General features: G+C 68.6%; 22 protein-coding genes. 3 read left to right on the top strand and 19 right to left on the bottom strand.

Annotation, left to right across the window (positions count from 1 at the left end; genetic code table 11):
- Positions 1–4 precede the first annotated feature (4 nt).
- Positions 5–904 carry a LysR substrate-binding domain-containing protein gene (locus ACZ5V4_RS06185; protein WP_464317304.1) on the bottom strand — a complete coding sequence of 300 codons (900 nt, stop codon included), beginning with the start codon at positions 902–904 and terminating at the stop codon, positions 5–7.
- A gap of 108 nt (positions 905–1,012) precedes the next feature.
- On the opposite strand from ACZ5V4_RS06185, the gene ACZ5V4_RS06180 reads away from it, so the two are divergent.
- The 3 genes from ACZ5V4_RS06180 (at position 1,013) to ACZ5V4_RS06170 (ending at position 4,765) form a co-directional block, all read left to right on the top strand.
- Positions 1,013–1,285, top strand: a complete 273-nt coding sequence (locus tag ACZ5V4_RS06180; RefSeq protein ID WP_464317303.1) for a DUF1127 domain-containing protein — start codon at positions 1,013–1,015, stop codon at positions 1,283–1,285.
- Between the two features lie 23 nt (positions 1,286–1,308).
- Positions 1,309–1,989: a DNA alkylation repair protein gene (locus ACZ5V4_RS06175; RefSeq protein WP_464317302.1), complete on the top strand. Its 681-nt coding sequence runs from the start codon at positions 1,309–1,311 to the stop codon at positions 1,987–1,989.
- 133 nt (positions 1,990–2,122) lie between these two features.
- Entirely contained in the window at positions 2,123–4,765 is a 2,643-nt protein-coding gene (locus ACZ5V4_RS06170) for a PEP/pyruvate-binding domain-containing protein (RefSeq protein WP_464317301.1), read from the top strand.
- Positions 4,766–4,868: 103 nt separating this feature from the next.
- Here the strand turns inward: ACZ5V4_RS06170 and ACZ5V4_RS06165 are convergent, their stop codons facing one another.
- The 18 genes from ACZ5V4_RS06165 to ACZ5V4_RS06080 all read right to left on the bottom strand — a co-directional run bounded on the left by ACZ5V4_RS06165 (position 4,869) and on the right by ACZ5V4_RS06080 (position 25,983).
- On the bottom strand, positions 4,869–5,258 hold the full coding sequence (locus ACZ5V4_RS06165) for a response regulator (RefSeq protein ID WP_464317300.1): 390 nt from the start codon (positions 5,256–5,258) through the stop codon (positions 4,869–4,871).
- Positions 5,259–5,363: 105 nt separating this feature from the next.
- Complete coding sequence (locus tag ACZ5V4_RS06160) at positions 5,364–6,647, bottom strand: S1C family serine protease (RefSeq protein WP_464317299.1); 1,284 nt, start codon at positions 6,645–6,647, stop codon at positions 5,364–5,366.
- Positions 6,648–6,815: 168 nt separating this feature from the next.
- A complete protein-coding gene (locus ACZ5V4_RS06155) occupies positions 6,816–7,754 on the bottom strand; it encodes a hypothetical protein (RefSeq protein WP_464317298.1) in 939 nt (312 codons plus the stop codon).
- A 23-nt stretch (positions 7,755–7,777) separates the two neighbouring features.
- Positions 7,778–9,280 (bottom strand): hypothetical protein, encoded by a 1,503-nt coding sequence (locus ACZ5V4_RS06150; RefSeq protein WP_464317297.1) that lies wholly within the window; start codon positions 9,278–9,280, stop codon positions 7,778–7,780.
- Between the two features lie 93 nt (positions 9,281–9,373).
- Positions 9,374–11,263: an ATP-binding protein gene (locus tag ACZ5V4_RS06145; RefSeq protein ID WP_464317296.1), complete on the bottom strand. Its 1,890-nt coding sequence runs from the start codon at positions 11,261–11,263 to the stop codon at positions 9,374–9,376.
- A gap of 172 nt (positions 11,264–11,435) precedes the next feature.
- Complete coding sequence (locus ACZ5V4_RS06140) at positions 11,436–12,212, bottom strand: hypothetical protein (protein WP_464317295.1); 777 nt, start codon at positions 12,210–12,212, stop codon at positions 11,436–11,438.
- A 2-nt stretch (positions 12,213–12,214) separates the two neighbouring features.
- Positions 12,215–14,299, bottom strand: a complete 2,085-nt coding sequence (locus ACZ5V4_RS06135) for a methyl-accepting chemotaxis protein (protein WP_464317294.1) — start codon at positions 14,297–14,299, stop codon at positions 12,215–12,217.
- 571 nt (positions 14,300–14,870) lie between these two features.
- Positions 14,871–15,707: an FAD/NAD(P)-binding protein gene (locus ACZ5V4_RS06130; protein WP_464317293.1), complete on the bottom strand. Its 837-nt coding sequence runs from the start codon at positions 15,705–15,707 to the stop codon at positions 14,871–14,873.
- 10 nt (positions 15,708–15,717) lie between these two features.
- On the bottom strand, positions 15,718–16,782 hold the full coding sequence (locus ACZ5V4_RS06125; RefSeq protein ID WP_464317292.1) for a 4Fe-4S dicluster domain-containing protein: 1,065 nt from the start codon (positions 16,780–16,782) through the stop codon (positions 15,718–15,720).
- Complete coding sequence (locus tag ACZ5V4_RS06120) at positions 16,779–17,747, bottom strand: Coenzyme F420 hydrogenase/dehydrogenase, beta subunit C-terminal domain (protein ID WP_464317291.1); 969 nt, start codon at positions 17,745–17,747, stop codon at positions 16,779–16,781. The genes ACZ5V4_RS06125 and ACZ5V4_RS06120 overlap by 4 nt, the downstream gene beginning before the upstream one ends.
- Before the next feature lie 3 nt (positions 17,748–17,750).
- Positions 17,751–18,218 carry a hydrogenase iron-sulfur subunit gene (locus tag ACZ5V4_RS06115; protein WP_464317290.1) on the bottom strand — a complete coding sequence of 156 codons (468 nt, stop codon included), beginning with the start codon at positions 18,216–18,218 and terminating at the stop codon, positions 17,751–17,753.
- 3 nt (positions 18,219–18,221) lie between these two features.
- Complete coding sequence (locus ACZ5V4_RS06110; RefSeq protein ID WP_464317289.1) at positions 18,222–20,195, bottom strand: 4Fe-4S binding protein; 1,974 nt, start codon at positions 20,193–20,195, stop codon at positions 18,222–18,224.
- Positions 20,192–21,079 (bottom strand): CoB--CoM heterodisulfide reductase iron-sulfur subunit B family protein, encoded by an 888-nt coding sequence (locus tag ACZ5V4_RS06105; protein WP_464317288.1) that lies wholly within the window; start codon positions 21,077–21,079, stop codon positions 20,192–20,194. The genes ACZ5V4_RS06110 and ACZ5V4_RS06105 overlap by 4 nt, the downstream gene beginning before the upstream one ends.
- Entirely contained in the window at positions 21,076–21,636 is a 561-nt protein-coding gene (locus tag ACZ5V4_RS06100; protein ID WP_464317287.1) for a 4Fe-4S dicluster domain-containing protein, read from the bottom strand. Before ACZ5V4_RS06100 ends, ACZ5V4_RS06105 begins: the two co-directional genes overlap by 4 nt.
- A 296-nt stretch (positions 21,637–21,932) precedes the next feature.
- On the bottom strand, positions 21,933–23,366 hold the full coding sequence (gene gltA, locus ACZ5V4_RS06095; RefSeq protein WP_464317286.1) for an NADPH-dependent glutamate synthase: 1,434 nt from the start codon (positions 23,364–23,366) through the stop codon (positions 21,933–21,935).
- Positions 23,344–24,198 carry a sulfide/dihydroorotate dehydrogenase-like FAD/NAD-binding protein gene (locus tag ACZ5V4_RS06090; RefSeq protein ID WP_464317285.1) on the bottom strand — a complete coding sequence of 285 codons (855 nt, stop codon included), beginning with the start codon at positions 24,196–24,198 and terminating at the stop codon, positions 23,344–23,346. The genes gltA and ACZ5V4_RS06090 overlap by 23 nt, the downstream gene beginning before the upstream one ends.
- A gap of 388 nt (positions 24,199–24,586) precedes the next feature.
- Entirely contained in the window at positions 24,587–25,144 is a 558-nt protein-coding gene (locus ACZ5V4_RS06085; protein WP_300163155.1) for a Fe-S-containing hydro-lyase, read from the bottom strand.
- Complete coding sequence (locus tag ACZ5V4_RS06080) at positions 25,144–25,983, bottom strand: fumarate hydratase (protein WP_464317284.1); 840 nt, start codon at positions 25,981–25,983, stop codon at positions 25,144–25,146. The genes ACZ5V4_RS06085 and ACZ5V4_RS06080 overlap by 1 nt, the downstream gene beginning before the upstream one ends.
- Between the last annotated feature and the right edge of the window lie 156 nt (positions 25,984–26,139).

The following is a 26,139-nucleotide window of genomic DNA, read 5'->3' as shown; positions in this document are numbered from 1 at the left end:
GTCGTCAGATCGTCCGGCCGGCGAAACCCAGCCAGCGCGAGCGCTTGCGCGCCGTACCCTGGACCAGGCCCGAGCGCACGGCCTCGGCCAGCCTGAGCACCGGCCGGGAGGGTTCGGCGCAGGCCAGGGCGAGGATGATGGACGTCACCGGCAGGGGCGGAAAGCCCTGCCCGGGGCCAAGCACCAGCGCGCCGTCCGGCACGGAGCTCAGGCCCAGGGGCGCCACCGCCAGCCCGGCCTCCACCGCCGCCAGCACGCCCGTGACGCTCGGGCTCGTGTAGCAGATGCGGTAGGCGCGCCCGGCCTGCTCCAGGCTGTCCAGCGCCCACTGCCTGAAGCGGCACTTCTTGTCGAACACGGCCAGGGGCAGCGGGTCCTTCTCGTGGGCCGCGTGCCTGGCCGAGGATACCCACACCAGCGGGTCGCGGTCCACCACCCTGCCGTAGGGGCCCGGGGATTCGCCCGAATGCACCGCCAGGTCCAGTTCGCCGGACTGGAGCATCCTGACGAGCGTCCGGCTGCAATCGCAGCGCACCTCCACCTGCACGCGCGGGTGGTCCGCGCCGAAGTTCTCCAACACCGGGGGCAGGTAGAAGGGCGCGTAGTCGTCCAGCACGCCCAGCCTGACCTTGCCGGTCATGTCCGGTTCGATGAGCGCGGACACGGCCTCGTCGTGCAGCTTCACCATGCGCCGGGCGTAGGGCAGAAGCGACTCCCCGGCCGGGGTCAGGGCCAGCTCGCGCCCGCTGCGGTCGAAGAGTGGCTGCCCGGCCTGCTCCTCCAGGCGCTTCATCTGCTGGCTCACGGCGGACTGGGTGCGGCCCACGTCCTGCCCGGCCAGGGTGAAGCTCTTCAGGTCCACGGCGCGCACGAAGGTCTTGAGGAAATCCACGGGAAGGTTCATCGGCTCCTCGCAGCAGCCGCGCTTATGCGGAGCATTAATGCAATTCGTTTGTCTTATGTCTGCGTTTGGCGTTTCCTTGGCCGCAAGTCAACGGTCAAGGAGGGCGGAATGGGCGCACTGGCAAGGCTTGCGGCGGGGATGTGGCGCCGGCTCGGCGAGGCGCGGGCGCGCCGGGAACTGGAGCGGCAGCTTCAGAACCTGAGCCCGCATCTGCTCGCGGACATCGGCCTGCGGCCGGAGGACGTGCGGCTGATCGTCGAAGGTGGGCTGCCCCGGAGGCGGCCAGGCATGGCCGGGGCTTCGGCCCGGAAACCACGCGCGGGCCGGGCCGGGCTCTTCAATCCGTGCCCGCTTTGCGGTAGGGGCGGGGAGGCGGCCTGACGCGGCCGCGAGGAGGCATGGGCATGGATTCGCAGGATTCTCACGCGCAGGCGGCCCGGGCGCTCGGCAGGCTCGAAGCCATGGGCAGCGAGCATGACCGCGCCGGGATGGCCCGTTTCGGCATCAACACCGCCCGGGCCCTGGGCGTCTCCATGGCCTCCATGCGCCCGCTCGCGCGCGAGATCGGGCGCGACTCCGGGGTTGCCCGCGCGCTCTGGGAAACCGGCGTGCACGAGGCGCGCATCCTGGCCTGTCTGGTCTTCAACCCTCGCGAGGCCACCCGGGAGGAACTTTCGGCCATGGTGCTGGAGCTTGATTCCTGGGACCTGACGGACCAGTTCTGCAACAAGCTCGCGGTCAAGACGCCCTTCGCCTGGGAGCTCGCTGCGGTCTGGGCCGCGCACCCGGGCGAGTTCGCGCGCCGCGCCGGGTATTCGCTCATGGCCCAGTTGGCCGTGCACGCCAAGGACGCGCCGGACGCGGATTTCGCGCCGCTCCTGGAACTCGTGCGCGAGGCGGCCCGCGACGAGCGCAACTTCGTGAAGAAGGCCGTGAACTGGGCCCTGCGCCAGATCGGCAAGCGAAGCCCGGGGCTGCGCGAGCGGGCCATCGCCACGGCCCGGGAGCTTCTTGGCCTGGAAGGCAAGGCCGCGCGCTGGATCGCCCGGGACGCCCTGCGCGAACTGGAGGGGAAGGCTCGATAGTCGCGGCTCAAGCCCTGTTTCTTCTCCCGGCTGTTTACGTCCGGCCCGATTTGTTGGAAAAGGGACCTGCCAGGGGGGCGGGTCTTCCTGTGCGGTGTTCCCTCCCAGCCGGAAGACCCTGAACGGAGCCTACATGGGAACCATCTTGGCGGGCTTGAAGGCGCTTGTTTTCCCGGCGTGCGCCGCAAAGGGCGAATCCAAAGAGGAACTGGCCGGGATATTCCGCCAGAAGTACAATCATTTCCAATCGCTGCTGGAGTCGAACACCGAGCTTCTGAAGATCTTCTCCGAGCTCGAGGTCATGCGCGAGGGCCGCGAGGTCTTCGGCGTGTCCTTCATCAAGACGCGCGCCAGCCGTGCCGTGTTCCACGCCCTGCGCATGGTCCAGAGTTTCGAGCGCCTTTCGAACCGCCGCCTTCCCGAGCTCGCCGCGCTTGTGGAGCGCCTGCGCGACGAGGCCAAGGACGTGCTCGCCGAGCGCAGGAGCTCGGGCGAGGGCGCGCTGATCCTGGACATGGCCGAGGTCACGGCCGGGATGGTGGACGAGGTGGGCGGCAAGAGCGCCAACCTGGGCGAGGTGGCCAACCGCGTGGGCCTGCCCGTGCCCGCCGGGTTCACGGTGACCACCACCGCGTTTCGCCGCTTCTTCGATTCGACGGGCCTGGGCGAGGAGATCGACAGCATCCGCCTGCGCCTGGATCCGGCCGACCCCGTGTCCCTGCGCGAGACCAGCGAGGCCATCCAGGCCGCCATCCTGCGCACGCCCCTGCCCGAAGAGCTCACCCAGTCCCTGGACGAGGCCCTGGGCCGCCTGGCCCTGGCCGCCGGGAAGCCGCGCGGGGAGCTGCGCCTGGCCGTGCGCAGCTCGGCCATCGGCGAGGACGGCGAGCTCTCCTTCGCCGGGCAGTACCTCTCCATGTTGGGCGTGGTCCCGGACCGCCTGGCCGAGTCCTACAAGTACGTGGCCGCGAGCCTGTTCACCCCCAGGGCCATCTCCTACAGGCTCTTGAAGGGCGTGCCCAGCGAGACCGTGGCCATGAGCGCGGCCTGCATCCTCATGGCCGAAGCCCGCGCGGCGGGCGTGATGTTCACGCGCGAGCCCGCGGACCCGTCGTCCGGCAGGATACTCGTCAACGCCGTCTGGGGGCTCGGGCCCTACGCCGTGGACGGGGTGATCACCCCGGACACCTACCTCGTGGACCGCGAGAGCCTGGACATCGTCTCCACGCAGGTGCCCGAAAAGACGCGCATGCTGACCGCCCTGGCCTCGGGCGGGCTGGCCGAGGCCCCGGTGCCCGAGGAGCTCCGTCGCGAGCCGTGCCTCTCCCCCCGCCAGGCGCGCCAGCTGGCCTCCTGGGGGCTCAAGCTCGAGGAGCACTACGGCAAGCCCCAGGACGTGGAGTGGGCCGTGGACGAGAAGGGCCGCTTCACCGTGCTCCAGTCGCGCCAGCTCACGGCCCTGACGCGCTGCGAGGCCAGGTCCGGGCCGCCCGTGCCCGGCTTCGAGGTGCTGGCCGAGGGCGGGCAGGCAGCCTGCGGCGGGGCCGGGGCCGGGCCCGCGCACCATGTGCGCACCGGCGACGACCTGGAGAACTTCCCGGACGGCGGCGTGCTCGTGGCCGCGCACTCCTCGCCCAAGTTCATGCTGGTCATGCGCCGGGCCTCGGCCATCGTCACGGAACACGGCAGCGTCACCGGGCACATGGCCTCGCTGGTGCGCGAGTTCTCCGTGCCAGCGCTGCTTGGCGTCAAGGACGCGCTGAGGCTCCTCCCCCAGGGACAGGAGGTCACCGTGGACGCCGCGTGTGCGCGCGTCTACCGGGGCCGCGTGAACTCCCTGCTGGCCTCTGCCGCGCCGCGCGCCACCATGATGACCGGCACCCCGGTGCACCAGATGCTCGTGCGCGTGGCCGCGCTCATGACCCCGCTCAACCTGCTCGACCCCAAGGCCCCGGACTTCAAGCCCTCCGGCTGCCGCACCCTGCACGACCTGACCAGGCTCCTGCACGAGTGGTCCTACGGCGAGATGTTCACCATAAGCGACCTGGCCTCGGGCAAGAGCGGCATGGCCGTGCGCCTGGACGCCGTCACCGGGCTCGACCTGCACATCATAGACCTTGGCGGCGGCATATCGCCCGAAGCCGGGGGCAAGGCCCGGGTGACGCCGGAGGAGATAGTGTCCCGGCCGTTCAGGGCGCTTCTCTCCGGGCTCGTGCTGGACCCCTCGCGCATGGCCCCCAGACCCGTGAACGTGGGCGGGTTCCTCTCGGTGATGAGCGAACAGATGATCGCCCAGCCCAAGGCCGGGAGCGAGCGCTTCGGGGACAAGTCCTACGCCGTGATCTCGGACAAGTACCTGAACTTCAGCTCCCGCGTGGGCTACCACTACGGCGTGCTGGACTGCTACTGCGGCCAGACCGTGAACAAGAACTACATCACCTTCTCCTTCAAGGGCGGGGCCGCCGACGACGTGAAGCGCTCGCGCCGCGCCCGGGCCATCGCGCTGATACTCGAGCGCCTGGGCTTCGCCGTGGAGGCCGCCGGGGACAGGGTTGCCGGGCGCTACCAGAAGTTCAGCCCCGAGGTCATCGAGGAGATGCTCTCCACCATGGGCAGGCTTCTGCAATTCACCCGCCAGGCGGACATGCTCATGGTCAGCGAGCAGAGCGTGGCCATGATGGCCGACTGCTTCCTGGCCGGGGCCGACTGCTTCGACCCCAGGGTGCTGGCGGATTTCAGGGGAAGCGGGGAGGGGGGAGAGGGAAAGGCAGGATGAAGAGGGAAGAGTTTTAAGATGCCTCCGGCGCACCAGGGGGGGGTGCCTCACCCTGGACCCGGCAACGGCTTCGCGCCGTTCTGTACCGGCGTGGACGGGGCGGTCAGCGGGGCCCGGCCAGCCTGGCCCGGTCGCAGGCCGCGCGGATGGCCCCGGCCAGCTCGTCCAGCGGGCAGGGCTTGAGCAGCAGGTCCGCCGCGCCCCGGGAGATCATCTCGGTGGCGATGTCCATGGACGCGTGCCCCGTGAGCACCAGCACCTCGGTCTCGGGCCGGACGGCCTTGAGCGCGGGCAGGGCCTCGTTGCCCGGCATGTCCGGCATCTTCACGTCCAGGACGATCACGTCGTAGGGCGTGGCCTTGAGCATCTCCACGGCCTCGCGCCCGCCCGGCGCGGAGTCCGCCTTCATGCCCTGAAGGGCCAGAAGCCTGCACAGGGTTTCCCTGAAGCGGTCCTCGTCGTCCACGACCAGCACGCGGATGGTGTCGGGCATCTTGCTGCCTCCGGCAAAAATGGCGCGCGGGCGCTAAGGGCCGCGCGCGGACACAGCCTACCCGCAACACTGCCCGCAGGTCCAGGGCTGCGCGCCCCCCGGGCGTCATTTCACCATGACGTTGAGGCGATTCAGGGCGTCCAGGATCGGCCCGAAAAAGTAGATGCCCTTGCTGTCCGTGCGCGCAAGCGTCGAGATGCCCGCCACCGCTCCGCTCTTGTCCACCAGCGGGCCGCCGCTGTTGCCGGGGTTGATGGCGGCGTCGGATTGCAGCCATGTTTCGCCGCTCATCTCCCTGACGCTGCTGAAGATGCCCTTGGTCACGGTGCCGGCGAGGTTGATGTCCCGCGGCGAGCCCACGGCGAAGACCTCGTCGCCGACCTCCAGGGGCCTTTCCCGCAGCGCGAGCGGGGGCAGGTTCAGGGCCGGGGCGGAAATCAGGGCCACGTCCCTGCTCGCGTCGCGCCTGAGCACGGTCCCGTCCACCTTCCTGCCGTCGGACGTGACCAGGCGCACATCCTCGCCATCCGTCACCACGTGCCGGTTGGTGACCACCAGCCCGTCCCTGGACACCACGAATCCCGAACCGTGGCCGCTCCCGGCCTGGACCGTGACCACGCTCTTCTTCACGTCCGCCAGGGACCTGGTAGCGCCCTTGCCCCCCACCCGTTCGAGGAAGATGGCCTCCTTCCCGGCTCCCGCGTCGTCCCGGGGGCCCTTTTCTGGCTGGTCCAGGGAGACAATGGCCAGGAAGTTCTTGTCCGACAGCAGGGCCTTGATGGCGTTCTGGAAGGCCGCATAGATGCTCTCGTTGGGGTTGCCCCCCGAGAAGTCGACGTTGGCGCTGCCCGTGACGGTCTTCTTGTACAGGATCTTCTTGTCCCGCGCGTCGTAGACCTGCCATTCCATGGTCAGCGAGGTGGAGGATTTGCCGTTGTTCCAGTTGCCGAAAACCCCACCGGCCTGGGAATAGCAGATGTCGTTGGTGACGGCGGTGACGAGCGCGCCCACGAGGTATTCGGCCTTGCCCATGTCGCTCTCGAAGAGGTTGTCGGGGTTGCCGACCACGTTGTAGCCGTTGCCCTTGAGCTCGTCGTAGAAGATGCCCGAGAGCTCGTCGTCGCTCACGCCGTACCGCCCGGACCGCCAGTTCACGCTGCCGTAGTGCGCGCAGAACACGCCCATGGAGATGTTGCCGATGTGCGAGCCGCGAGGCACCTTCACGATCATGCGCGTGAGCCCCAGGTTCTTCGTGCGTTTGCCCACGGGGACTTCGATGGATTGATGGTCGGTGACCTGCACCTTGTTGAACCCGCAGCCCGAGGCGGCGAGGGCCAAAAGTGCGCACAACAGCAGAATGGTGCGGTTCTTGACGCTGAGCCTCGCCATCGGTGCCTCCGGAAACAGGGCTTCGTGAAAGGGATGGCCGCCTACGGCTGACACTCATGCCTGGCGGCCAATTGGTTCGGTGCAAGGTATATTGTTCAGGACGGGCCTGTCAAATCGCGGGGTTGGGAAGGGAGCGGGCCGATTCCGCCCGCTCCCCGCGCCCAAGGCTCAGAAGAAGCCGCCCGCCAGGCGCGAACCGGCTGAAAGAAGCCCGCCGAACGCCCCCGCCCCCGGGAGCATGCCCACCAGGCCTCCGGCCAGGCCTCCCACGGAGGAAACCAGCCCGCCCAGGCCCGAACCCTGGTCCGAGGCGGTGGCCTGCTCCTTGAGGAGCTTCTTTTCGTAGCGCTCGATCTCCGGGTCCACATGGCCCCAGATGCCGTAGATGCGCTCCCAGGCAGCGTCGTTCTGGGCGGTCTCCCATTGCAGGCGCTGCATGTCCCACTCCTGGCGGCTCTGGGCCAGGGAATTCTCGAAGTCCGCCTGGCGCGTGGCCATCAGGTCGCTCCAGTCGCGCTCGGCCGTGCTTGCGTTCCAGGCCCACTGGTTGGCCTGGGCGTTCTCGCGCTGGGAGAGTTCGTTGCGGTGCTGGTTGTCGGCCAGGCCAGCCTGCCAGGCCTGCATGCGCTGCCCTTGGGCGAACTGCTGGTCCTGGGCCTGGGCCTGGTAGCGCTGGGCGGCGGCGTTGGCCGCATTGGAGGTCAGCGCGTCCAGGTAGGTCCGGTTGGCCTGGCCGTCCATCTGCCGGGTGAACTGGCTGGAGCCGTACATGCCGCGCGCCGTGGACACGTCCGCGAGCTCGCGCCGGGCCGACTCGTAGGCGTTCTTCGCGGCCTGCTCCCCCGGGGAGCGCAGGCTCATCTCCAGGCGGTCGTAGTCGCCGCCCTGGAGGCCCTTGTACTCGGGCGCGGGCTGGGAGGATGCGCCGTAGGAATAGGCCTTGTATTCCGGCGCGTTCCACTGCGTGGAGGCCGGGGCCTTGGCCTTGTTGCCCCACCACTGGGAGTCGTCCAGGTAGGAGGCGGGCTTGTAGGCGTCCACGCCGTTCTGCGAGGCGACGACGTGGGAGGTGAACAGTCCGAAGGTGGACGGGCCTTGGTAACTCATGGTCTGGTCTCCTTGATTTTGTTCTATCCGGCCGCGTGGGAGATCTCGGCCAGGCAGTGCCTGAGCCGGACGCGGCCGCTTGAGGTGGTGACCTGGAAGGACATGGCGCTGTCACGGAACCGCGCCTGGCTGGTGCGTTGCGTCTCGGCGGGCGATCCCAGGGGCTGCGAGGCCGAGGCGAGCGGCCCGGAGGCGTCCGAGAGCCTGCCCAGGCCCGGGTTGGCGTCCCAGGAGAGGAGCGTCACCGGGCTGACCCGGTCCGAGCCCAGCACCTGGAGCCTGCCCGAACCCGGGGTCACGGCCTCGAAGCTCAGGCGGGCCCTGCGCAGGACCATCCCGCCGTTTCCGGAGAACACCCGGCTGCGCGCCATGCCCCGGATGTCCGCGAACACGCCGTCTTCCACCTCGTCGCGCGATTCGCCGGGCCCCAGCCGGTAGAGCCTGCCGTTCTGGCCCGCCAGAAACACGCGCTCGCCCGCCTGGCAGGCCGTTGCGAGGAACAGGCCCTGGAAATCCAGCACGGTCCAGGCCTGGTTGTGCGGGTGGAAGGCCAGCACGCGGCTGTCGCCCTGGATGAAGGCCAGCATCACCGCGAACCGGGGCAGAAAGCGCAGCTCGCCCACGTGCTTGCCCCCGAGGACCGGGTTCACCGGCCTGCCCGCGCCGCCCACCTGGATGTCGCCGTACTGCTGCACCCCGGCCAGGTCCATGATGCCGCCGGGGCCCGCGAAGAAGAGGTTGTTGCCCACGAACTCCACGGCGTGGCCGCCGTGCGCGGTGAGGTTGCGCGAGAGCTCCGAGACGCTCCACTCCGAGGGCGGCCCCGAGGTCTGCACGCGCATGACGCGCTTGCCCGAGTCGCCTGACTTGAACACGATGAGGTCCTGCCCGATCACGCCGAACCCGGTGACCCTGAGCCCTTCGCCGTAGCCCGCGCGCAGGAAGGCCGCGCCGCCCTGGGCGATGTCCCAGTCCGTCTCGTCGCAGGGGCCGCAGAAGGCCACGCCGTCAAGGTCGGAGGCGGAGTTGGCGGCCAGGCGCCCGCCGATCTCGGCCAGGGCCGTGGACGAGGGCGAGCCCTCGAGCGCGGCCACTTCCCGGCCGTCCCAGGCGCGAAGCGAGGGGCCGCCGTCCGCGATCACGAGCCTGCCGTGGAACGTGGCCAAGGACGGGGTGAGGCCCGGCTGGGCCAGCCCGGTTATGTGCTCCCAGGCGGCTTCGCCGCCCGATTCGTCCAGCCGGTAGAGGTTGCCGCCCGAGGTGGCGGCCACCAGCACGCCGCTTAAGTCGCCCTGCTCGAACCAGTGCAGCCTGAGGATGCCCGAGCCGTCGGGAACCGGCCCGGCCGCGCACACCAGGCCCGGCCTGGTGGACAGCACCGAGCGGGCGTCCTCGTAGTACATGTTGATGACGCCCGAGAGCTGGTTGTCAGCCAGGGAGTCGGGGTTGTCGGCCAGGTTGAGCCCGCCGTCGAAGGCGACGCGGGTCCTGCCCGGCATGCCGTGTTTCGCCGATGATTTCGCCACATGCGCTCCTTGCCAGGGTGCGGGCGATTATCTCCGGACGCGGACGGGCGTAAACCCATATGGGGCTATGTGGGCGGGGGAGGGGAAAAAAGCTCAGGCGCGCTTGCGCGCCACGCGCGAAAGCAGGCGGTCGAGCTCGGAGAGCTCCAGGGGCTTGCCCAGGTGCGCGTCCATGCCCGCCTCGGCGCAGCAGTCGCCGCCGTCCTCCTGGGCGTGCGCCGTGAGCGCGGCCACGGTAACGCCGCGGGCCTCCTCTCCGGCCTCGCCGGCGCGGATGGCCCGGGTGGCCTCCAGGCCGTCCATCACGGGCATGCGCACGTCCATGAGCACCAGGTCGAAGCGCTGGCGGGCGAGGGCCTCCAGGGCCTCGAGCCCGTTGGCGGCCACGTGGGCCTCGTGGCCCCGGTTGGCCAGGGCCTTGACGATGACCATCTGGTTCACGCGCTCGTCGTCGGCCACAAGCACGCGAAGCCGCCGCGCGGGCGACGCGTCTTCGCCCTCGATGGCCAGGCTGGGCGGCTCCACGGGGATGCGCACGGTGACCGACGTGCCCCTTCCCGGGGCGCTCGCCAGCGACACCCTGCCGCCCATGGCCTCCACCATGCGCTTGACGATGGACAGGCCCAGGCCCACCCCCCCGGAGGAGGAGCGTGCCGAGGGCGAAAGCTGGGTGTAGGATTCGAACACGGCCTCGCGCTTGTCCTCGGGGATGCCGGGCCCCGAGTCCTCCACGGTGAGCGTGAGCGTCGCTTCCTCGATGCCAAGGCTCACGCGCACGAAGCCCTGGTCCGTGTACTTCACGGCGTTGCCCGCCAGGTTCAGCGCGATCTGGGTGATCCTGGCCGGGTCGCTGCGCGCTGCGAGCCTTGGGGCCCCGCACTCAAGCGACAGGCCCTTGGACTGGGCCGTGACCGAGAGCACCGAGGACACGGCCCGGGCGATGTCGCGCAGGTCGAAATCCTCCTTGGCGATGCTGAAGCTGCCAGACTCCATGCGCGAGACGTCCAGGAGGTCGTCGATGAGCCTGGTGAGAAGCCGCCCCGAGCCCAGGGCCATGTCCACGGATTCGGCCTGGGACGGGTCCAGGCGGCCCTCGTGAAGGATCTGCAGGTGGCCCAGCACGGAGTTGAGCGGGGTGAGGATGTCGTGGCTGACCGCGGCCAGGAAGTCGCTCTTGGCCCGGGTGGCCTCCTCGGCCGTGGCGCGGGCCTCGAGCAACTCGCCCTCCAGGGTCTTCTGGGCCGTGATGTCCACGGCCAGACCCAGCGAGAGCGGCTCGCCGTCCTCGCCCTGGAAGGGCACGGCGTTGATCAGGAACACGCGCCCGTCCGGCAGGTGGCATTCGCGCCGCTCGGCCAGGCCGGATTCGTGCACGAGGCGCGTGGGGCACTCGAAGCACGGGCAGGCGCCCTTCCTCTTTTCCGCGTGCTCGCAGAAGCAGCTGCGGGTCCCCCCGGTCATGGCGTCGTAGGCGGCGTTTGTGGCCGCCAGGGACATGTCCGCGCGAAGCGCCCAGACCGGGCCGGGCACGGTGTCCAGAAGCGTGCGCAGGCGCTTGCGCTCCCGGGCCCGGGCGTGCTCGTGGGAGAGGCTTTCGGTCTTGTCCCAGAAGACCATGACCACCTCGCCCTCCGAGATGCGCCTGATGGACACGTCCACGTGCACCTTGGAGCCGTCCCTGCGCTTGAGCACACGCGAGAGCGAGACGTTCTCGCCCGAGAGGGCCTCCTTGAGCATGAAGGGCTGGCGTTCGAGGTCCTTGAGGCAGATGAGGCGGCGGTAGTCCTGACCGGTCAGTTCGGCCTCCTCGTAGCCGAGCAGGGAGCAGAAGGCGGGGTTGGCGGCCGTGACGCGGAAATCCGAGTCCATCAGGGCGATGCCCTGTCCGGACTGCTCGAAGACGGCGCGGTAACGAGCGCCGGAAGCGTCGTCCTGGGCTGGCTCCGGTGGAGCGGGTTGGTGGTCGGATCGCCGGTACGTCATGGTGGCCCCCAATCCAGGACAATATTGCGGTGCGGTCGGTTTGACAAGGCCGAACGAAAAAAAACAAACAGCCCGGAGCGGTTGGCGCATGGGCGCGTTGTCTTCGCCCGGCCGAGGAGAGGCTTGCGGCAGGCCGGTGGCCTCTTCGGCCAAGGCGTTGCCGCTTCCCCGGTCAGGTCCGCTTTCGGCCGGAGAGCAGAAAAGCCCCGACCTCGTGGACCACGTCGCGGTCCGGGTAGGCTTCGGGGCGCGGCGCGATGTTCCAGGGCCACGCTTCGGCCGGGGCGGGGAGCGTCGCCCCGAGCAGGGGGTCGAGGACCTCGCCGCCGGTTTTCCAGGCCGTGTCCGTGATGAGCAGCGACGTGCCGGGCAGGGAATGCAGCCAGTCGATGTGCGCCTGGACGACCGCCCGCGAGAATTCCCGGACGAGGCCGGGGGAAAACCCCCTCGCGCACAGCGCCCCGGCCGGGGCCAGGGCCAGTTGCGAGAGGACGTTGGCCGAGACGGTCAGGTCCGGGCGCAGGCCCGCGAGGATTCCCGGCGGGGCGGGACGCGGCGGCGGCCCCTCGGCGCGGGCCTCGAGCACCCCTGCGAGGACGCCGCTCACGTCCACGGTGACCATGCGCACGTTGCGCAGGCGCAGGGCGCGCAGCCTGGCGGGCAGCGGGTGCACCACGTCGGCCAGGACCACTTCCTTGAACAGGCGCGAGAGCTCGACCAGGGGCACGTCCAGGAGCGCCCCGGAGCCCAGCACCAGGGCCGTGTCCCGCCCGGGGCAGGACGTCGCGGCCCGGATGATCGCCGCGCGGCAGTTCTCCAGGTGCGGCCTCCAGGCTTCCCGGCAACGGCCGTGCCTGGCGCGGATGGCCACGGCCTCCTTGAGGAGCCCCAGCCTGCGCGCCTCGGGCGGGCAGGGCGTGAGCAGGTATTCGATCAGTTCCTTGAGCACGCTCAGGCCGGTCCCAGCTCCCGGAGCCCGGTATCCAGGCCGTCGCCGCGCAGTTGGCCGATGACGCGCTCCAGAGCGCCGCTCTGGCCCTCGAGCTCTCGCAGGATGTCCTCGGCCCGGGTCATGCCGTCGGCGATGCGCCCGGCCAGGGCGCGGATCTCGTCCACGGAGCGGTTGATCTGCTCGCTCGCCGCCGACTGCTGTTCGCTTGCAGTGGCGATGGAGCGCACCTGGTCCGAGGCTGTCTCCACCAGGGAGACGATCTCGGCCAGGGCCCCGCCGGAGGTGCGGGCCAGGCCGCTGGCCTGGGTGGCGGCCCCGGCCATGCGCTCCACGCGGCGCACGTTCTCCAGGGTGCCGTCCTGGATGGCGGTGATGGTCGCGCCCACTTCCTTGGTGGCGGTCATGGTCTTCTCGGCGAGCTTGCGCACCTCGTCGGCCACCACGGCGAAACCCCGGCCGTGCTCGCCCGCGCGCGCGGCCTCGATGGCCGCGTTCAGCGCCAGGAGGTTGGTCTGGTCCGCGATGTCGGAGATGGTGGTCATCACCTGGTCCACGGCCTTGGTCTGCTGGGCCAGGCCGTCCATGGCCCGCTTGAGCTCCGTCGCCAGTTCGTCCACGCCGGAGATGGCCCTCACGGCCTCCTCCACCAGGTTGCGCCCGTCCTTGGCCTTCTCGCTGGCCGTGCCGGTCTGCCCGGCCGCAGACTGCGCGCTCCTGGCCACCTCGAGGATGGTGGCGTTCATCTGCTCCATGGCCGTGGCGGTCTGGGCGGTGCGGTCCTGCTGTTGCTGGGCGTCGCCCACGGCCTCGTCCATCTGGCGGGTCAGGCTGCCGGAGGACTCGTTCACGCCGAGCACCACGCCGTCGAGCAGCGAAGCCGCCTCCATGAGCCCCTCCAGGCGGGAGCGCTCAGCCTTGCAGCCCGCTTCCTCGGCCTGGCGCAAGGCCTCCTTGGCCTGGGTGGCGGCCGCCTGGGCCTGGGCCTCCTTGTCAGCGATGCTGGCCAGGTTGGCCTTGAGCGTGGCCACCATCCCGCCCAGGGTTTCGGAGAGCTCGCGCAGTTCCACGCAGCTCGTCTCGGTCTCGAGCCTGCGCTCGAGGTCGCCCCCGGCCACGGACTTGGCGAAGCCCAGGCAGCGCGTGAGCGGCCCGGTGACCACCTTGGCCGACAGGAGCCAGATGGCCAGGGTCAACACCACGGTGATGGCGGCCGCCAGCAGGGCCTGCATGTTGATGGAGCTGCGCACCTGGGCGTGCATGTCCTCCATGGGGGCCATGACGAGGAACGTCCAGCCAGTGAAGGAGTCCTTGCGCACGGCGGCCAGGCGGCCCTCCCCGGTGGTGAGCAGGGCCGAGTCGCCCACGGCCAGGGCCTGCTGCATGAACGCGGTCTTGGAGGAGTCGGCCTTGAGCAGCTGCTCCTTGTCCGGGTGGGCGATGGCGTTGCCCCCCGAGTCCTTGGATTCGTAGATGAGCACGCGCCCGGTGGAGCCGATGCGCGTCTCGGACATCTCGCCCGTGAGCGAGTCGAGCCCGATGGCCGCGGTGAGCACGCCGATGAGGGCGCCCTCAGCCGATTTCACGGGCACGGCCACCACCAGCACGGGCTTGTTGGATATGCGGCTCATGAGCGCCTTGGAGATGAAGAAGTCCTTGCCGCCCCCGGCCACGGCCTTGAAGTAGTCCCGGTCGGCCATGTTGGACTTGGCCACCGGCCCGGGCAGGCTCGAGCCGACCAGGTCGCCCTTCAGGTTGTAGAGGCTCACGTAGTCGATGCCCAGGCTCTTCATGCCGGACACCGTGACGCTCATGCGCTTCTGGAAGCCCTCCTGGTCGGATGCGCCGATGGCCGTGGCCTTGACCACGGCGATGTCCGTCCAGGTGCGCAGGGCCTCGGTCTTCAGGAGCATGGACTGGGAGACGTCGCGCACCAGCACCTGGGCGATGATGGGCAGGTCGGAACTGAGCATGGCCACGGCGGAGTCGCGCGTGCCGCCGGCCCCCAGCCAGACGAGCCCGGCAAGCCCGGCGGTGACCACGAAGAGGACGGGGGCAAGGAAAGCGGCCTTGAGAGTCAGCCTCATGATGAACCTCCACTATAGACGAGACACGGTTGCCGGCAGTGGGCACGGCCGCAAGTCAAGCTCAAGCGGAACGCAGCGGCTGGCAGGGGAGGATTCTCCTCGCGTTTGAAAGGCCGCAATGCCGACGTATGGGAGTACGGGCGACAGCGGGCGAGTCAGGCCGAACGATACAGGAGGGAAACGAATCCTTCAAGTTCAAAAAGAAAAAGCAGCGTGCTTGCGCCGATTGAGAATAGAATTTCCACTCTTGGCGGCAAAAATTTGCCGCTGTGGCGGGTCATAATTAACCACAACGGTCTGAAAAGATGTCCTGGGATGTATCTTGCCGGATTGACGCAGCCGAAAACAGGGCGTGGACGGCCCCGTGCCGGTATTTCGCGTTGCCGCGCTCGCGAAGCGGATGCAGGGAGACTGTTGACCGACGTGCGGCAGGAACGCCGCAGCATCAGGCAACAGCGTGGAAAGGCGCGAGCACGCGCCAAATGCGGCGCGCTGCTTCGGCAGGGCAGGCCCTCGGCGGCGCGGGGCCGAAAAGAAACGGGCGGGACGTTTCCGCCCCGCCCGTCATCGGCTACAGTTCGTTGGGCAGTTCCTTGAGCTGCTCGTAGGTGAACACCGGCCCGTCCACGCAGACGTACTTCGTGCCGATGTTGCACCTTCCGCAGATGCCCACCCCGCACTTCATGCGCTTCTCCAGGGTGGTGATGATGGCGGAATCCTCGAAGCCGAGCTTTTTCAGCGCCTGGAGCGTGAACTTGATCATGATCGGCGGCCCGCAGGTCACCGCAACGGTGTTCTCCGGAGACGGGTTCATCTCCAGGAGCACGTTGGGGATGAGCCCCACCTTGTGCTCCCAGCCCTCGGCCTCGCGGTCGATGGTCAGCACGGTGTTCATGTCCTTGCGCGAGGTCCAGTCGGGCAGGTCGTACTTGAAGGCCATGTCCTCGGGGCTGCGCGCGCCGTAGAGCAGGGAGATGTCCCCGTAGTCGGCGCGGTTGTCCAGCATGTAGAGCAGCAGCGTGCGCAGCGGGGCCATGCCGATGCCGCCGCCCACGAAGACCACGTTCTTGCCCTTCATGGACTCGTAGGGGAACCAGTTGCCGAGGGGAGCGCGCACGCCGATCTGGTCGCCCGCCGAGAGCGAGTGCAGCCGGGAGGTCACCTCGCCCGCCATCATCACCGTGAACTGGAGGTAGTCCATGCGCGTGGGCGGCGAGTTGATCACGAAGGTGGATTCGCCCACGCCGAAGATGGAGAGCTGCCCCACCTGGCCGGGCTGGAAGCTGAACGCGGCCATGCGCTCGGGGTTGTTCAGCCTGACGCGGAAGGTCTTGATGGCCGGGGTTTCCGGGAAGGTCTCCACCACGGTGGCGATCTCGGGGAGGTAGGGGTTCTGAATGCTTGTCATGGCGTGCTCCCTACTTCTTTTCCGGAGTGGACGCGGGGCGCTCCACTGCCTGGCGGACGATTTCGCGGATGTCCACGCTCACCGGGCACAACGCGATGCAGCGCCCGCAGCCGCAGCAGGCGAACACGCCGCCGTGGATGTCCGGATAGTAGCTGAACTTGTGGCCGACGCGGTTTTTCAGCCTGTGGGCCTTGGTGGGCCTGGGGTTGTGGCCGCTGGCCTCCAGGGTGAACTGGAAGGACATGCAGTTGTCCCAGGTGCGGATGCGCTCGCCCTTCATGCCCGCGCGCTCGTCGGTGATGTTGAAGCAGTAGCAGGTGGGGCAGAGGTAGGTGCAGGCCCCGCAGCTTACGCACTTGGCCGAGAGGTCCTCCCAGAAGGCGGCGTCGTCGAACTTCTCGACGAGCTTGACCGGGGCCGCCTCGGGGCTCCAGGCCTCGCCCAGGGACTCGCGCGCGGCCTCGTGCAGGGCTTTCGCCTCGGCTTCAAGGCCCGCGCCGTCCGCCAGCAGGGCGCTTTCGAGCAGCGCGGCCCCGCGCTCCGAGGCCTGCTCCAGCAGGTAGCCCCCGGAAACGGGCGTGGCCAGCACGTCAGAGCCCGACTTGTCCGACGGGGAACTGCCCACCCAGTGGCAGAAGCACGAGTTGTCCGGCTCGTCGCAGGCCAGCGTCACGAAGAGCGTGTTATCGCGCCTGGCCTGGTAGTAGACGTCCGTCACCTTGGGCGTGACGTAGACGCGGTCGAAGATGAGAAACCCCCGGGCGTCGCAGGGGCGCGCGCCGAACACCACGGTGGGCGGGGCGTCCACCGTGGGCGCGATTTCGAGGGAGACCTTGGCCAGGTCCTCGGGGTCCTTGACGTAGGTGAAGCCGAGAAGCCGCTCCGAGGCCGGGAACACCGACGCCTTGGGCGGGGTGTCGGCCTTGCGCGAGAGCACCAGGGCCGCGTCCTGGCCGAAGGGCCTGAAGACCACGGCGTCGCGCTCCTTGACCGGGACCAGTACGCGGCGCGAGGCGGCCAGTTCGGCCAGCCAAGCGTTCAGCTTGTCCGCAGGGAGAAACTTGGCAGCCATCACCAGCCCCTCTCGTTTATTTTGTCTTCCTCGACCTTGAAGGACAGAAGCGGCGGCTTGGCCTGCGGGTCGGTCCCCGCGCGGTAGTCGAAGAGTTCATGGATGTCCTTGGCCAGCCTGCGCTTGAGCACCATGAGCGGGATGTCCACGGGGCAGGCCCGCTCGCACTCGCCGCATTCGGTGCAGCGCCCGGCCAGGTGCATGGCGTGGATCATCTGGAAGAAGAGCTTCTCCTCCAGGCCGTCGCGCTGGCTGACCCAGTTCGGCTCGCGGGTCTGGGCGATGCAGTGGTCGCGGCAGACGCACAGGGGGCAGGCGTTGCGGCAGGCGTAGCAGCGCAGGCAGCGCTCCATCTGCTCGCGCCAGAACTCCATGCGCTCCTCCAGGGTGAGCTTTTCGAAGGCGGCCACGTCGGAGAAGTCGTCCTTGTCGGAGCGGCCCACGGGCTGGCCCGCGAACTCGTCGTGGATCACGGCGTCGTGCTCGCGGCAGCGCCCGCACTTGTCGGCCAGCACCTCGGCCATATCGAGGACGGTCTCGCCCTTGGGCGTGGACGCCGTGAGCTTTCCGTTCTCGATCCTGGCCCCGCGCACGCGCCCGATGTCCACGCCCTTGGCGGCGAGCGCGCGCTTGAGCTTGTTCAAGTCCGCCACGCCCTCGCAGGGCACGCCGAAGACCACCACGTTCTCGCGGTGTATGAGCTTTTCCTGCAGAAGTTCCACCACCGAGCGGCTGTCGCAGCCCTTGACCACCACGCCGATGCGTTTGCCGCCGCCGTAGCGGGTCAGGTAGGTGGAGAGGTTGTGCACGCACAGGGGGTCGAAGCGCAGCTTCTCCACGTCGGCCTCGGTGCGCACGAACAGCGGGGTGCGGTGCAGGGCGTCGAAGCCCTCGCCCCAGCCGATGACCAGGTCCAGGTCGGGAAGCCGCCGGGCCACGGCGGCCTTGAGTTCTGTAAGAACGCTCATGTGCTACTCCGCGTTAAGCGCCGCGAGCGGCGAGCCGATGGAGCAGGCCTTTGCCAGGGCCTGGCGTCCGATACGCTGGATGGGCCCCAGGGCGTGGATCTGCGCGGTAAAGGTGGTGACCACGTGCTGCCAGCGCTGGCCCTCCGAGGCCGAGACCCAGGTGTAGGCGAAGCGGCCCGGGTCGATGCCGATCACGGGCAAAAAACGCCCGAGCACCTCCAGGCGCCGCCGGGCGTAGTAGTTGCCCTCGGCGTAGTGGCAGTCGCGCGGGTGGCAGCCGGAGACGAGCACGCCGTCGGCCCCGCCGATCAGGGTCTTGAGCACGAACAGCGGGTCGATGCGCCCGGAGCAGGGCATGCGCACGATGCGCAGGTCCGTGGGCTGGGTGAAGCGGCCCACGCCCGCCGTGTCCGCGCCGCCGTAGGAGCACCAGTTGCAGAGGAAGCCGACGATTCGCAGTTCCTTGTCCATGGCCTAGGCCTCCTCGAACTCGTCCATGAGCAGGGCGTTGACCTCCGCCAGGATCTGGTTGTCGGTGAAGTTCTGGAGCTGGATGGCTCCCTGGCGGCAGGTGGAGGTGCAGATGCCGCAGCCCTGGCACACGGTCTCGATGACCTGGGCCTTGATCTCGCCCCGGACCTCGACCTCCTTGATGGCCCCGAACGGGCAGGTCATGGCGCACTTCATGCATCCCACGCAGCGCTTGGGGTCCACCTTGGAGACCTGCGGATCGCTTTGCAGCTGGTCTTTGGCGAAGAGCCCAAGCACCTTGGCCGCGGCCGCGCTGCCCTGGGCCACGGAGGACGGGATGTCCTTGGGCCCCTGGGAGCACCCGGCCAGGTACACGCCCGCCGTGTTGGTCTCCACGGGTTTCAGCTTCGGGTGGCCTTCCATGAAGAAGCCGTAGGAATCGTAGGAGATGCGAAGCTTCTCGGCCAGCCCAGGCGAGCCCTTGGCGCCTTCCGCGCCCACGGCCAGGACCACCAGGTCCGCCTCGATCTCCACCTGGGTCCCGGCCAGGGTGTCTGCCCCGCGAACCACCATCTTGCCGCCCTTGGGGTAGACCATGGACACGCGGCCGCGCACGTACTGCGTGCCGTACTCCTCCATGGCCCGGCGGGTGAACTCGTCGTACATCTTCCCGGGCGCGCGGATGTCCATGTAGAAGACGAAGGATTCGCTGTCCGGGATGTGGTCCTTGGTCAGGATGGCCTGCTTGGCCGTGTACATGCAGCAAAAGCCCGTGCAGTAGGGCCTGCCCACGGACTTGTCGCGCGAGCCCACGCACTGGATGAAGACCACGGTCTTCGGCTCCTTGCCGTCCGAGGGGCGCTTCACGTGCCCGCCCGTGGGGCCGGAGGCCGAGAGCAGGCGCTCGTACTGGAGCGAGGTGATCACGTCCGGGTAGCGCCCGGCCCCGTACTGGCCGTACACGGTCCAGTCCATGAGGTCGTAGCCCGTGGCGGCCACGATGGCCCCCACCTCCTCCGTGACCATCTCGTCCTGCTGCTCGTAGTCCACGGCCTTCACCGGGCAGATCTTGGCGCACACGCCGCACTTGCCGGTCTTGAACCTGATGCAGGAGGACGGATCGATGGAGGCCTTCTTGGGGATGGCCTGGGGGAAGGGGATGTTGATGGCCGTGGTGGGGCCCACGAATTCGTTGAAGGAGTCCGGGCTCTTCTTGGCCGGGCACTTCTCCATGCAGGCCCCGCAGCCCGTGCAGTCCTTCCAGTTCACGTAGGTGGCCTTCTTGCGCACCTGCACCTGGAAGTTGCCCACGTAGCCCGCGACTTCCTCCACCTCGGAACTGGCGTGGAGGGTGATGTTCGGGTGCTGGGCCACGTCCACCATCCTTGGGCCCAGGATGCAGCTGGAGCAGTCCACGGTGGGGAAGGTCTTGTCGAGCTTGGCCATCTTGCCGCCGATGGAGGAGGTCTTCTCCACCAGCACCACTTCGAGCCCGCCCTCGGCGCAGTCCAGCGCGGCCTGGATGCCGGCCACGCCGCCGCCGATGATCATCACCCGCTTGTTCACCGGGAAGGTCTTGGGGAAGAGCGGCCTGTTCTGCGCGAGCTTGGCCACGGCCATCTTCACCAGGTCGAAGGCCTTGCGCGTGTTGGCGATCTTGTCCTTGCCGATCCAGGAGACGTGCTCGCGGATGTTGGCCATCTCGAACATGTACGGGTTGAGGCCAGCCCTCGCCACGGTGCGCATGAAGGTGGGGCCGTGCATGCGCGGCGTGCACGAGGCCACCACCGCGCCGTCCAGGCCCTTCTCCTTGATGGCCTTGATGATGCCTTCCTGACCCGGCTCGGAGCAGGCGTACATGGTGTCCGAGGCGAAGGCCACCTCGGGCAGGGCCTTGGCCATCTCGGCCACGCGGGCCACGTCCACGGTGCCAGCGATGTTCGAGCCGCAGTGGCAGACGAAAACGCCTATCTTCATGAGGCCACCCCCGCCCGGGCCAGGACCTTGCGCGGGCTCACGGCCAGCTTGCCCAGTCCGAGCGTCTTTTCGTCGATCCCCAGGGCCAGGCCCAGGAGCTGGGTGAAGTAGAACACGGGGATCTCGTGGTTGGTGTCGTTGGCGGAGTTGATCTGGCCCTGGCGCAGGTCCAGGTTCATCTGGCACAGCGGGCAGGCCGTGACCATGGCCGCGGCCGCGTTCACGGCGGCCAGGTCCAGGAGCTTGCCGGACATGCGTTCCACCATGTCCTGGCGGGCCACGCCGAAGGAGGCCCCGCAGCACTCCACCTTGAGCGCGAAGGGGGCCACGTCCGCGCCCACGGCCTCCAGGAGCCGGTCCATGGCCACGGGGTTCTCCGGGTCGTCGAAGTCCATGACCTCGGCCGGGCGGTTCATCAGGCAGCCGTAATAGGGCGCGACCCTGAGGCCCTCCAGGCGCTTGAACACCTTGGGCCGAAGGCCGTCCGGGCCTATGTCCTCGTAGATGGCCTGGAGCACGGACTTCACCGGCAGGGTATTGCTCACGGGCTTTTCCAGGAGCTTGGACACGTCGGCCGCGAAATCGGGCTTTTTCAGCTTGTGGGCGGCGGTCTTCAGGTTGGTCAGGCAGCTGGGGCAGGGAGTGAGGATGGCCGTGGCCCCCTCCACCAGCTCGGCCTGGGCCAGGTTGCGCGCGGCCAGGGCGCAGGAGAGGCGGTGGTCCACGGTGTGGGCCGGGGAGGAGCCGCAGCAGCTCCAGTCCGGGATCTCCACCAGCTCGATGCCTAGGGCCTCGCACACGGCCCGGGTGGAGGTCTCGTACTCCAGGGACGTGCCCTGGCCGGAGCAGCCGGGGTAGTAGGCGTAGCGCAGTGGGGTGCTCATTTGCCGAACTCCTCCCTGAAGCGCTCGAAGATGCGCGCGATGGCCCCGGGATTCTTGACCTTGTGGGCCACCGGGGAAAGCTTGCCCTTGGGCAGGATCTTGGGGGCCAGGTCGATGCCGGTCCAGACCCTGCCGGTCTTCAGGGCGTAGCTGGCCAGGATGCCCATCTCGAAGGCGCGGCCGTTTTTCTCCACCGAGGCCAGGAAGCTGTCGGTGAAGGCCTTGACCGCGTATTCCGTCGAGTGGCCCTCGCGCCGGGACATGTGCCTGAGCACGTCCATGACGTGGGCCACGTCTATCTTGTTGGGGCAGCGCACCGAGCAGGAGTTGCAACTGGCGCACAGCCAGATGGAGCGGCAGGAGAGCAGCTCCCGCTTGCGGCCCTGCTGGAGGAACCGCATGACCGTGTGCACGGGGACGTCGTAGACGAAGTTGCAGGGGCAGCCCGCCGTGCAGTTTCCGCATTGGTAGCAGTTGGCCGCGATCTGGCCGGACTGCTTTTCCACCTGGGCGATGAAATCCCTGTCGCGGGATTCCGGAAGGGTAATGGCGTTCATGGCCGAGTCAACCTTGGCTGTAGGGTGTGGCGCTGGCGCTCTGTGCCTGGGGATGTGGGGCGTGCTAGTTACAGGCTTGCGAAATGCTCCGCAAGTCCTTTCAGCGGAACGGCCCTGGCCGGGCCGTTACGCCGGGCGCACCCCGCGCGCGAGGCCGGGTGGGCGGGACGGCCCCTTGGAAACGCCTGGCTCGGACCGAAGGCGCGCCGGCGGACCACCCGCCGAAAGCGCCGTTCGCACTCGCCCGCTCGCAAATATCCGAGCCGGGCGGTCCGAAGAGGCCGTCCCGAATCCCTTCACGCCAGAAGCCTCCGCGCGATCTCCTTGGCCGCGCGCCGCCCCGCGCCCATGGCCGAGATGACCGTGGCCGCGCCGGTGACGATGTCGCCCCCGGCGTACACGCCGGGAATGGAGGTTTCGCCCGTGGCTTCATCGACGGTGATGTAGCCCCATTTGTTGAGCTCGAGCCCCGGGGTGGACTGGGCCATGAGGGGGTTGGACCCCGTGCCCACGGCGATGACCGCCATGTCGCAGGGGATCTCGCAGAATTCCCCGTCGCAGGCGATGGGGCTGCACCTGCCCGACTCGTCGGGCTCGCCCAGGCGCATCTTCTGGAGCACCAGGGCGGTGAGCCAGCCGTTCTCGTCGCCCTTGAGCTCCACCGGGGCGTGCAGGCAGAAGAGCTCGATGCCCTCCTCCTTGGCGTGGTGCAGCTCTTCCAGGCGTGCGGGCATCTCGTTCTCGGTGCGCCGGTAGACGATCATCACGCGCTCCGCGCCCAGGCGCTTGGCCGTCCTGGCCGCGTCCATGGCCACGTTGCCCGCGCCGAACACGGCCACGTTGCGGCCCGTGTAGGCCGGCGTGTCGGAGCGCGGGAAGTCGTAGGCGCGGCCCAGGTTCACGCGCGTCAGGTACTCGTTGGCCGAGAACACGCCGATCAGGTTCTCGCCCGGCACGCGCAGGAACTTGGGCAGCCCGGCCCCCACGCCGATGAACACGGCCTGGAAGCCCTGCTCCTTGAGGTCGGCCACGGTGATGGTCTTGCCGCCGACCCAGTTGGTGTGGAACTCCACGCCCTGGGCCTGCATGGCCTCGATCTCCTTGCGCACGATGGCCTTGGGCAGCCTGAACTCGGGGATGCCGTAGACGAGCACCCCGCCCAGCTCGTGCAGGGCCTCGTACACGTGCACCTTGATGCCCTTGGCCGAGAGGTACCCGGCCACGGTCAGGCTCGCCGGGCCGGCCCCGATGCAGGCCACCTTCAGATCCTCGCGCAGCATGGAGCAGGCGTGGGCGCCCGTGAGCTGCTCGCAGGCGTCGGAGGCCATGAACGTGTCCGCCACGTAGCGCTCGAGGCGGCCGATGGCCACGGGCTCGCCCTTCTTGCCCAGGATGCACGAGCCCTCGCACTGGGTCTCCTGCGGGCAGACCCGGCCGCACACGGCGGGGAGCGAGTTGGTCTCGCGCAGCACCCGGTAGGCGCCCTCCAGGTCGTTCTCCACCACCTTGGCGATGAAGCCGGGGATGTCGATCTCCACCGGGCAGCCCTTGCGGCACAGGGGCTTCTTGCACTGGATGCAGCGCCTGGCCTCGGCGAGGGCCAGTTCCGGCGTGTAGCCCAGGGTCACCTCGGAGAAGTTGCGCACGCGCTCTCCGGCCGGCTGCTCCGGCATGGGCGTGCGGGGGACGGCCTTGCCTCTCTTCTTCTCAGTGGGAGCATGTGCAGACATGGTCCCTCCTGAAGGCGTCGTAGGACATTTGCTCCATGGCCTTGAAGGCCTTGAGCCTGCTGGAGAGCTCATTGAAATCAACGAGCTGGCCGTCGAACTCGGGGCCGTCCACGCAGGCGAACTTGGTCTTGCCGCCCACGCTCACGCGGCAGGCCCCGCACATGCCGATGCCGTCCACCATGATGGAGTTGAGGCTCACGGTGGTGGGCGTGCCGAAGGGCTTGGTGGTGCGGGCCACGGCGGCCATCATGGGCACGGGGCCCACGGCCACCACCTCGCCCACGGTCGGGTCGGCCTTGAGGCGCTCCTCCAGGAGTTCCGTGACCAGGCCCCTGCGCCCGTAGGAGCCGTCGTCCGTGGAGACGAGCACCTCGGGGCAGAAGCGCTTGAGTTCCTGCTCGAAGAGCAGCAGGTCCTTGGTGCGCGCGCCGATGATGGCGATGACGTGGTTTCCGGCCATGTGGTGCCCCTTGGCGATGTGGTGCATGGCCGCGATGCCCGTGCCGCCGCCCACGCAGATCACGGGGCCGTTCAATTTGTGGATGTCGGTGTCCTTGCCCAGGGGGCCGCACAGGTCCAGTATCTCGTCGCCCTCCTTGAGGGTTTCGAGGTGGGCCGTGGTCTTGCCCAGGACGAGGTAGACGATGGTGATGGTTCCGGCCTTGGCGTCCGTGTCCGCGATGGTCAGCGGGATGCGCTCGCCGCTTTCGCATACTCGGAGGATGACGAAATTTCCCGGCCTGGCCTTTGCCGCGATGTGCGGGGCGTCCAGGACCAGCTCGCTGGTCTGGCCGGGGATGAGGCTTCTTTTCTTGATGATCCTGCTAGGCATGTCACCCTCCCTGAACATGGTGACGCTAGAGGGTCTCCGGTGACTCCGGGTCGTTCCGCCCCTAATTCCTCCTAAAATAGGAGGAATTTCCGATTTACTCCACGCGTTCACCTGACGGCACTTCCCCATCTGCGCCATCGGAATCGCTCCTCCGGCGGTCCTGGACAGGGATGGTGTTGGCGGCGCGGGGGGGCGTCCTCCCAAACGCGTCCCCCGCGCGCACCCGGCGGCTTGAAACCCGGTCAGCTGTTCCCCGAAGGCGATACGTGCCTGCCAGCCAGCCTCGGAGGATGGGGTTCAAGCCTTCCCGCGGAGGGGCGACGTCTCGCCCGCCCGCGGGAAGACCGGTCCGCCGGGTTGGCGGAGGCGGACCGGTCCCCGTATCCGGCTAGCCCGCCAAGGCAGCCTCCAGGTTGGGCGTGGTGTAGAGCTCCCCGTCGTGGCAATCGTTGATCACCAGGAGCGGGAAGTTCTCCACGGTCAGCTCGCGGATGGCCTCGGGGCCCAGGTCGTCGTAGGCGATGACCTTGGCTCCCTTGATGGCCTGGGACAGAAGCGCGCCCGCGCCGCCGGTGGCGCCGAAGTAGGCGGCCTTGTGCTTGATCATTGCGTCGCGCACCTCTCGGGAGCGGCGGCCCTTGCCGATGGTGCCCTTGAGCCCCAGGCCGTGCAGGCGGGGGGCGTAGGTGTCCATGCGGTAGGACGTGGTGGGCCCGGCCGAGCCGATGGGGCGTCCCGGGGGCGCGGGGCTCGGCCCCACGTAGTAGATGAGCGCGCCCTTGAGGTCGAAGGGCAGGGGGTCGCCCTTGTCCAGGGTGTCCACCAGGCGCTTGTGCGCGGCGTCGCGGCCCGTGTAGATGGTGCCGGTGATGTACACCACGTCGCCGGACTTCAGCTTCTCGATGTCGGCGTCGGTCAGCGGGGTCTTCAGATGATGTTCGGCCATTAGAGCACCACCTCCTTGTGCCTGGCGGAGTGGCACTGGATGTTCACGGCCAGGGGCAGGCTGGCCAGGTGACAGGGGGCCACGGCGATCTTCACGGCCAGGCAGGTGTTCTTGCCGCCCAGGCCCATGGGCCCGACGTTGAGCTTGTTGATGGCGGCCAGCACCTCTTCCTCCAGTTTGGCGACCTCGGGATCGGCGTGCTTGTCGTCGATCTCGCGCAGGAGCGCCTTCTTGGAGTTGATGGCCGCCAGCTCGAAGTTGCCGCCGATGCCCACGCCCACCAGGATCGGGGGGCAGGGGTTGGGGCCGGCCTCGGCCACGCGGTTGATGATGAACTCGCGCAGGCCCTTCCATCCGGCCGCCGGGGGGAACATCATCACGCGGCTCATGTTCTCGGAGCCGCCGCCCTTGGCCATCATCCAGATCTTGATCTTGTCGCCGGGGACCAGGTCGAAGTGGATGATCGCGGGGCCGTTGTCGCCGGTGTTCTTGCGGGTGAAGGGGTCGCAGGAGGATTTACGCAGGTAGCCTTCCTGGTAGCCCTTGACCATGCCCTCGTTGATGGCCTGGCGGATGCCCATGCCCTCCACGCGGGCCTCCTCGCCCATCTCCACGAAGAACACGGCGAGGCCGCAGTCCTGGCAGAGGGGCAGGCCGGTGTCCTTGGACATCTCGGCGTTCTCGATCAACTGGCGGAAGACTTCCTTGGCCGCCGGGTTCTCTTCCTCTTCCTGGCCTTTCCTGAACGAGGCCATCACGTCCTCGGGCAGTTCGCGGTTGGCGGAGATGCACATCTCCGCAACCTTGTCGATGACCGTCTGCGCTGGAATCGTACGCATCGCTTCTCCCTTTTTCGGGGGCCGGGGAGGGGGGAGTTCCCCCTCCCCAGTCCGGGGATTAATCCCCGCCGGACCCCGGGGGTGGTGTGTTCTCCCCCGGTTCCCCCTTGGTTCATGGCTTTCGGACGGGCGTCCCGTTGGCAGTGGTGAGACCCG

This window comes from Fundidesulfovibrio sp. YSD1, from assembly GCF_055397115.1.
The sequence above is the reverse complement of the archived record's forward strand: the minus strand, read 5'-3'. Positions and strand labels throughout refer to the sequence as shown.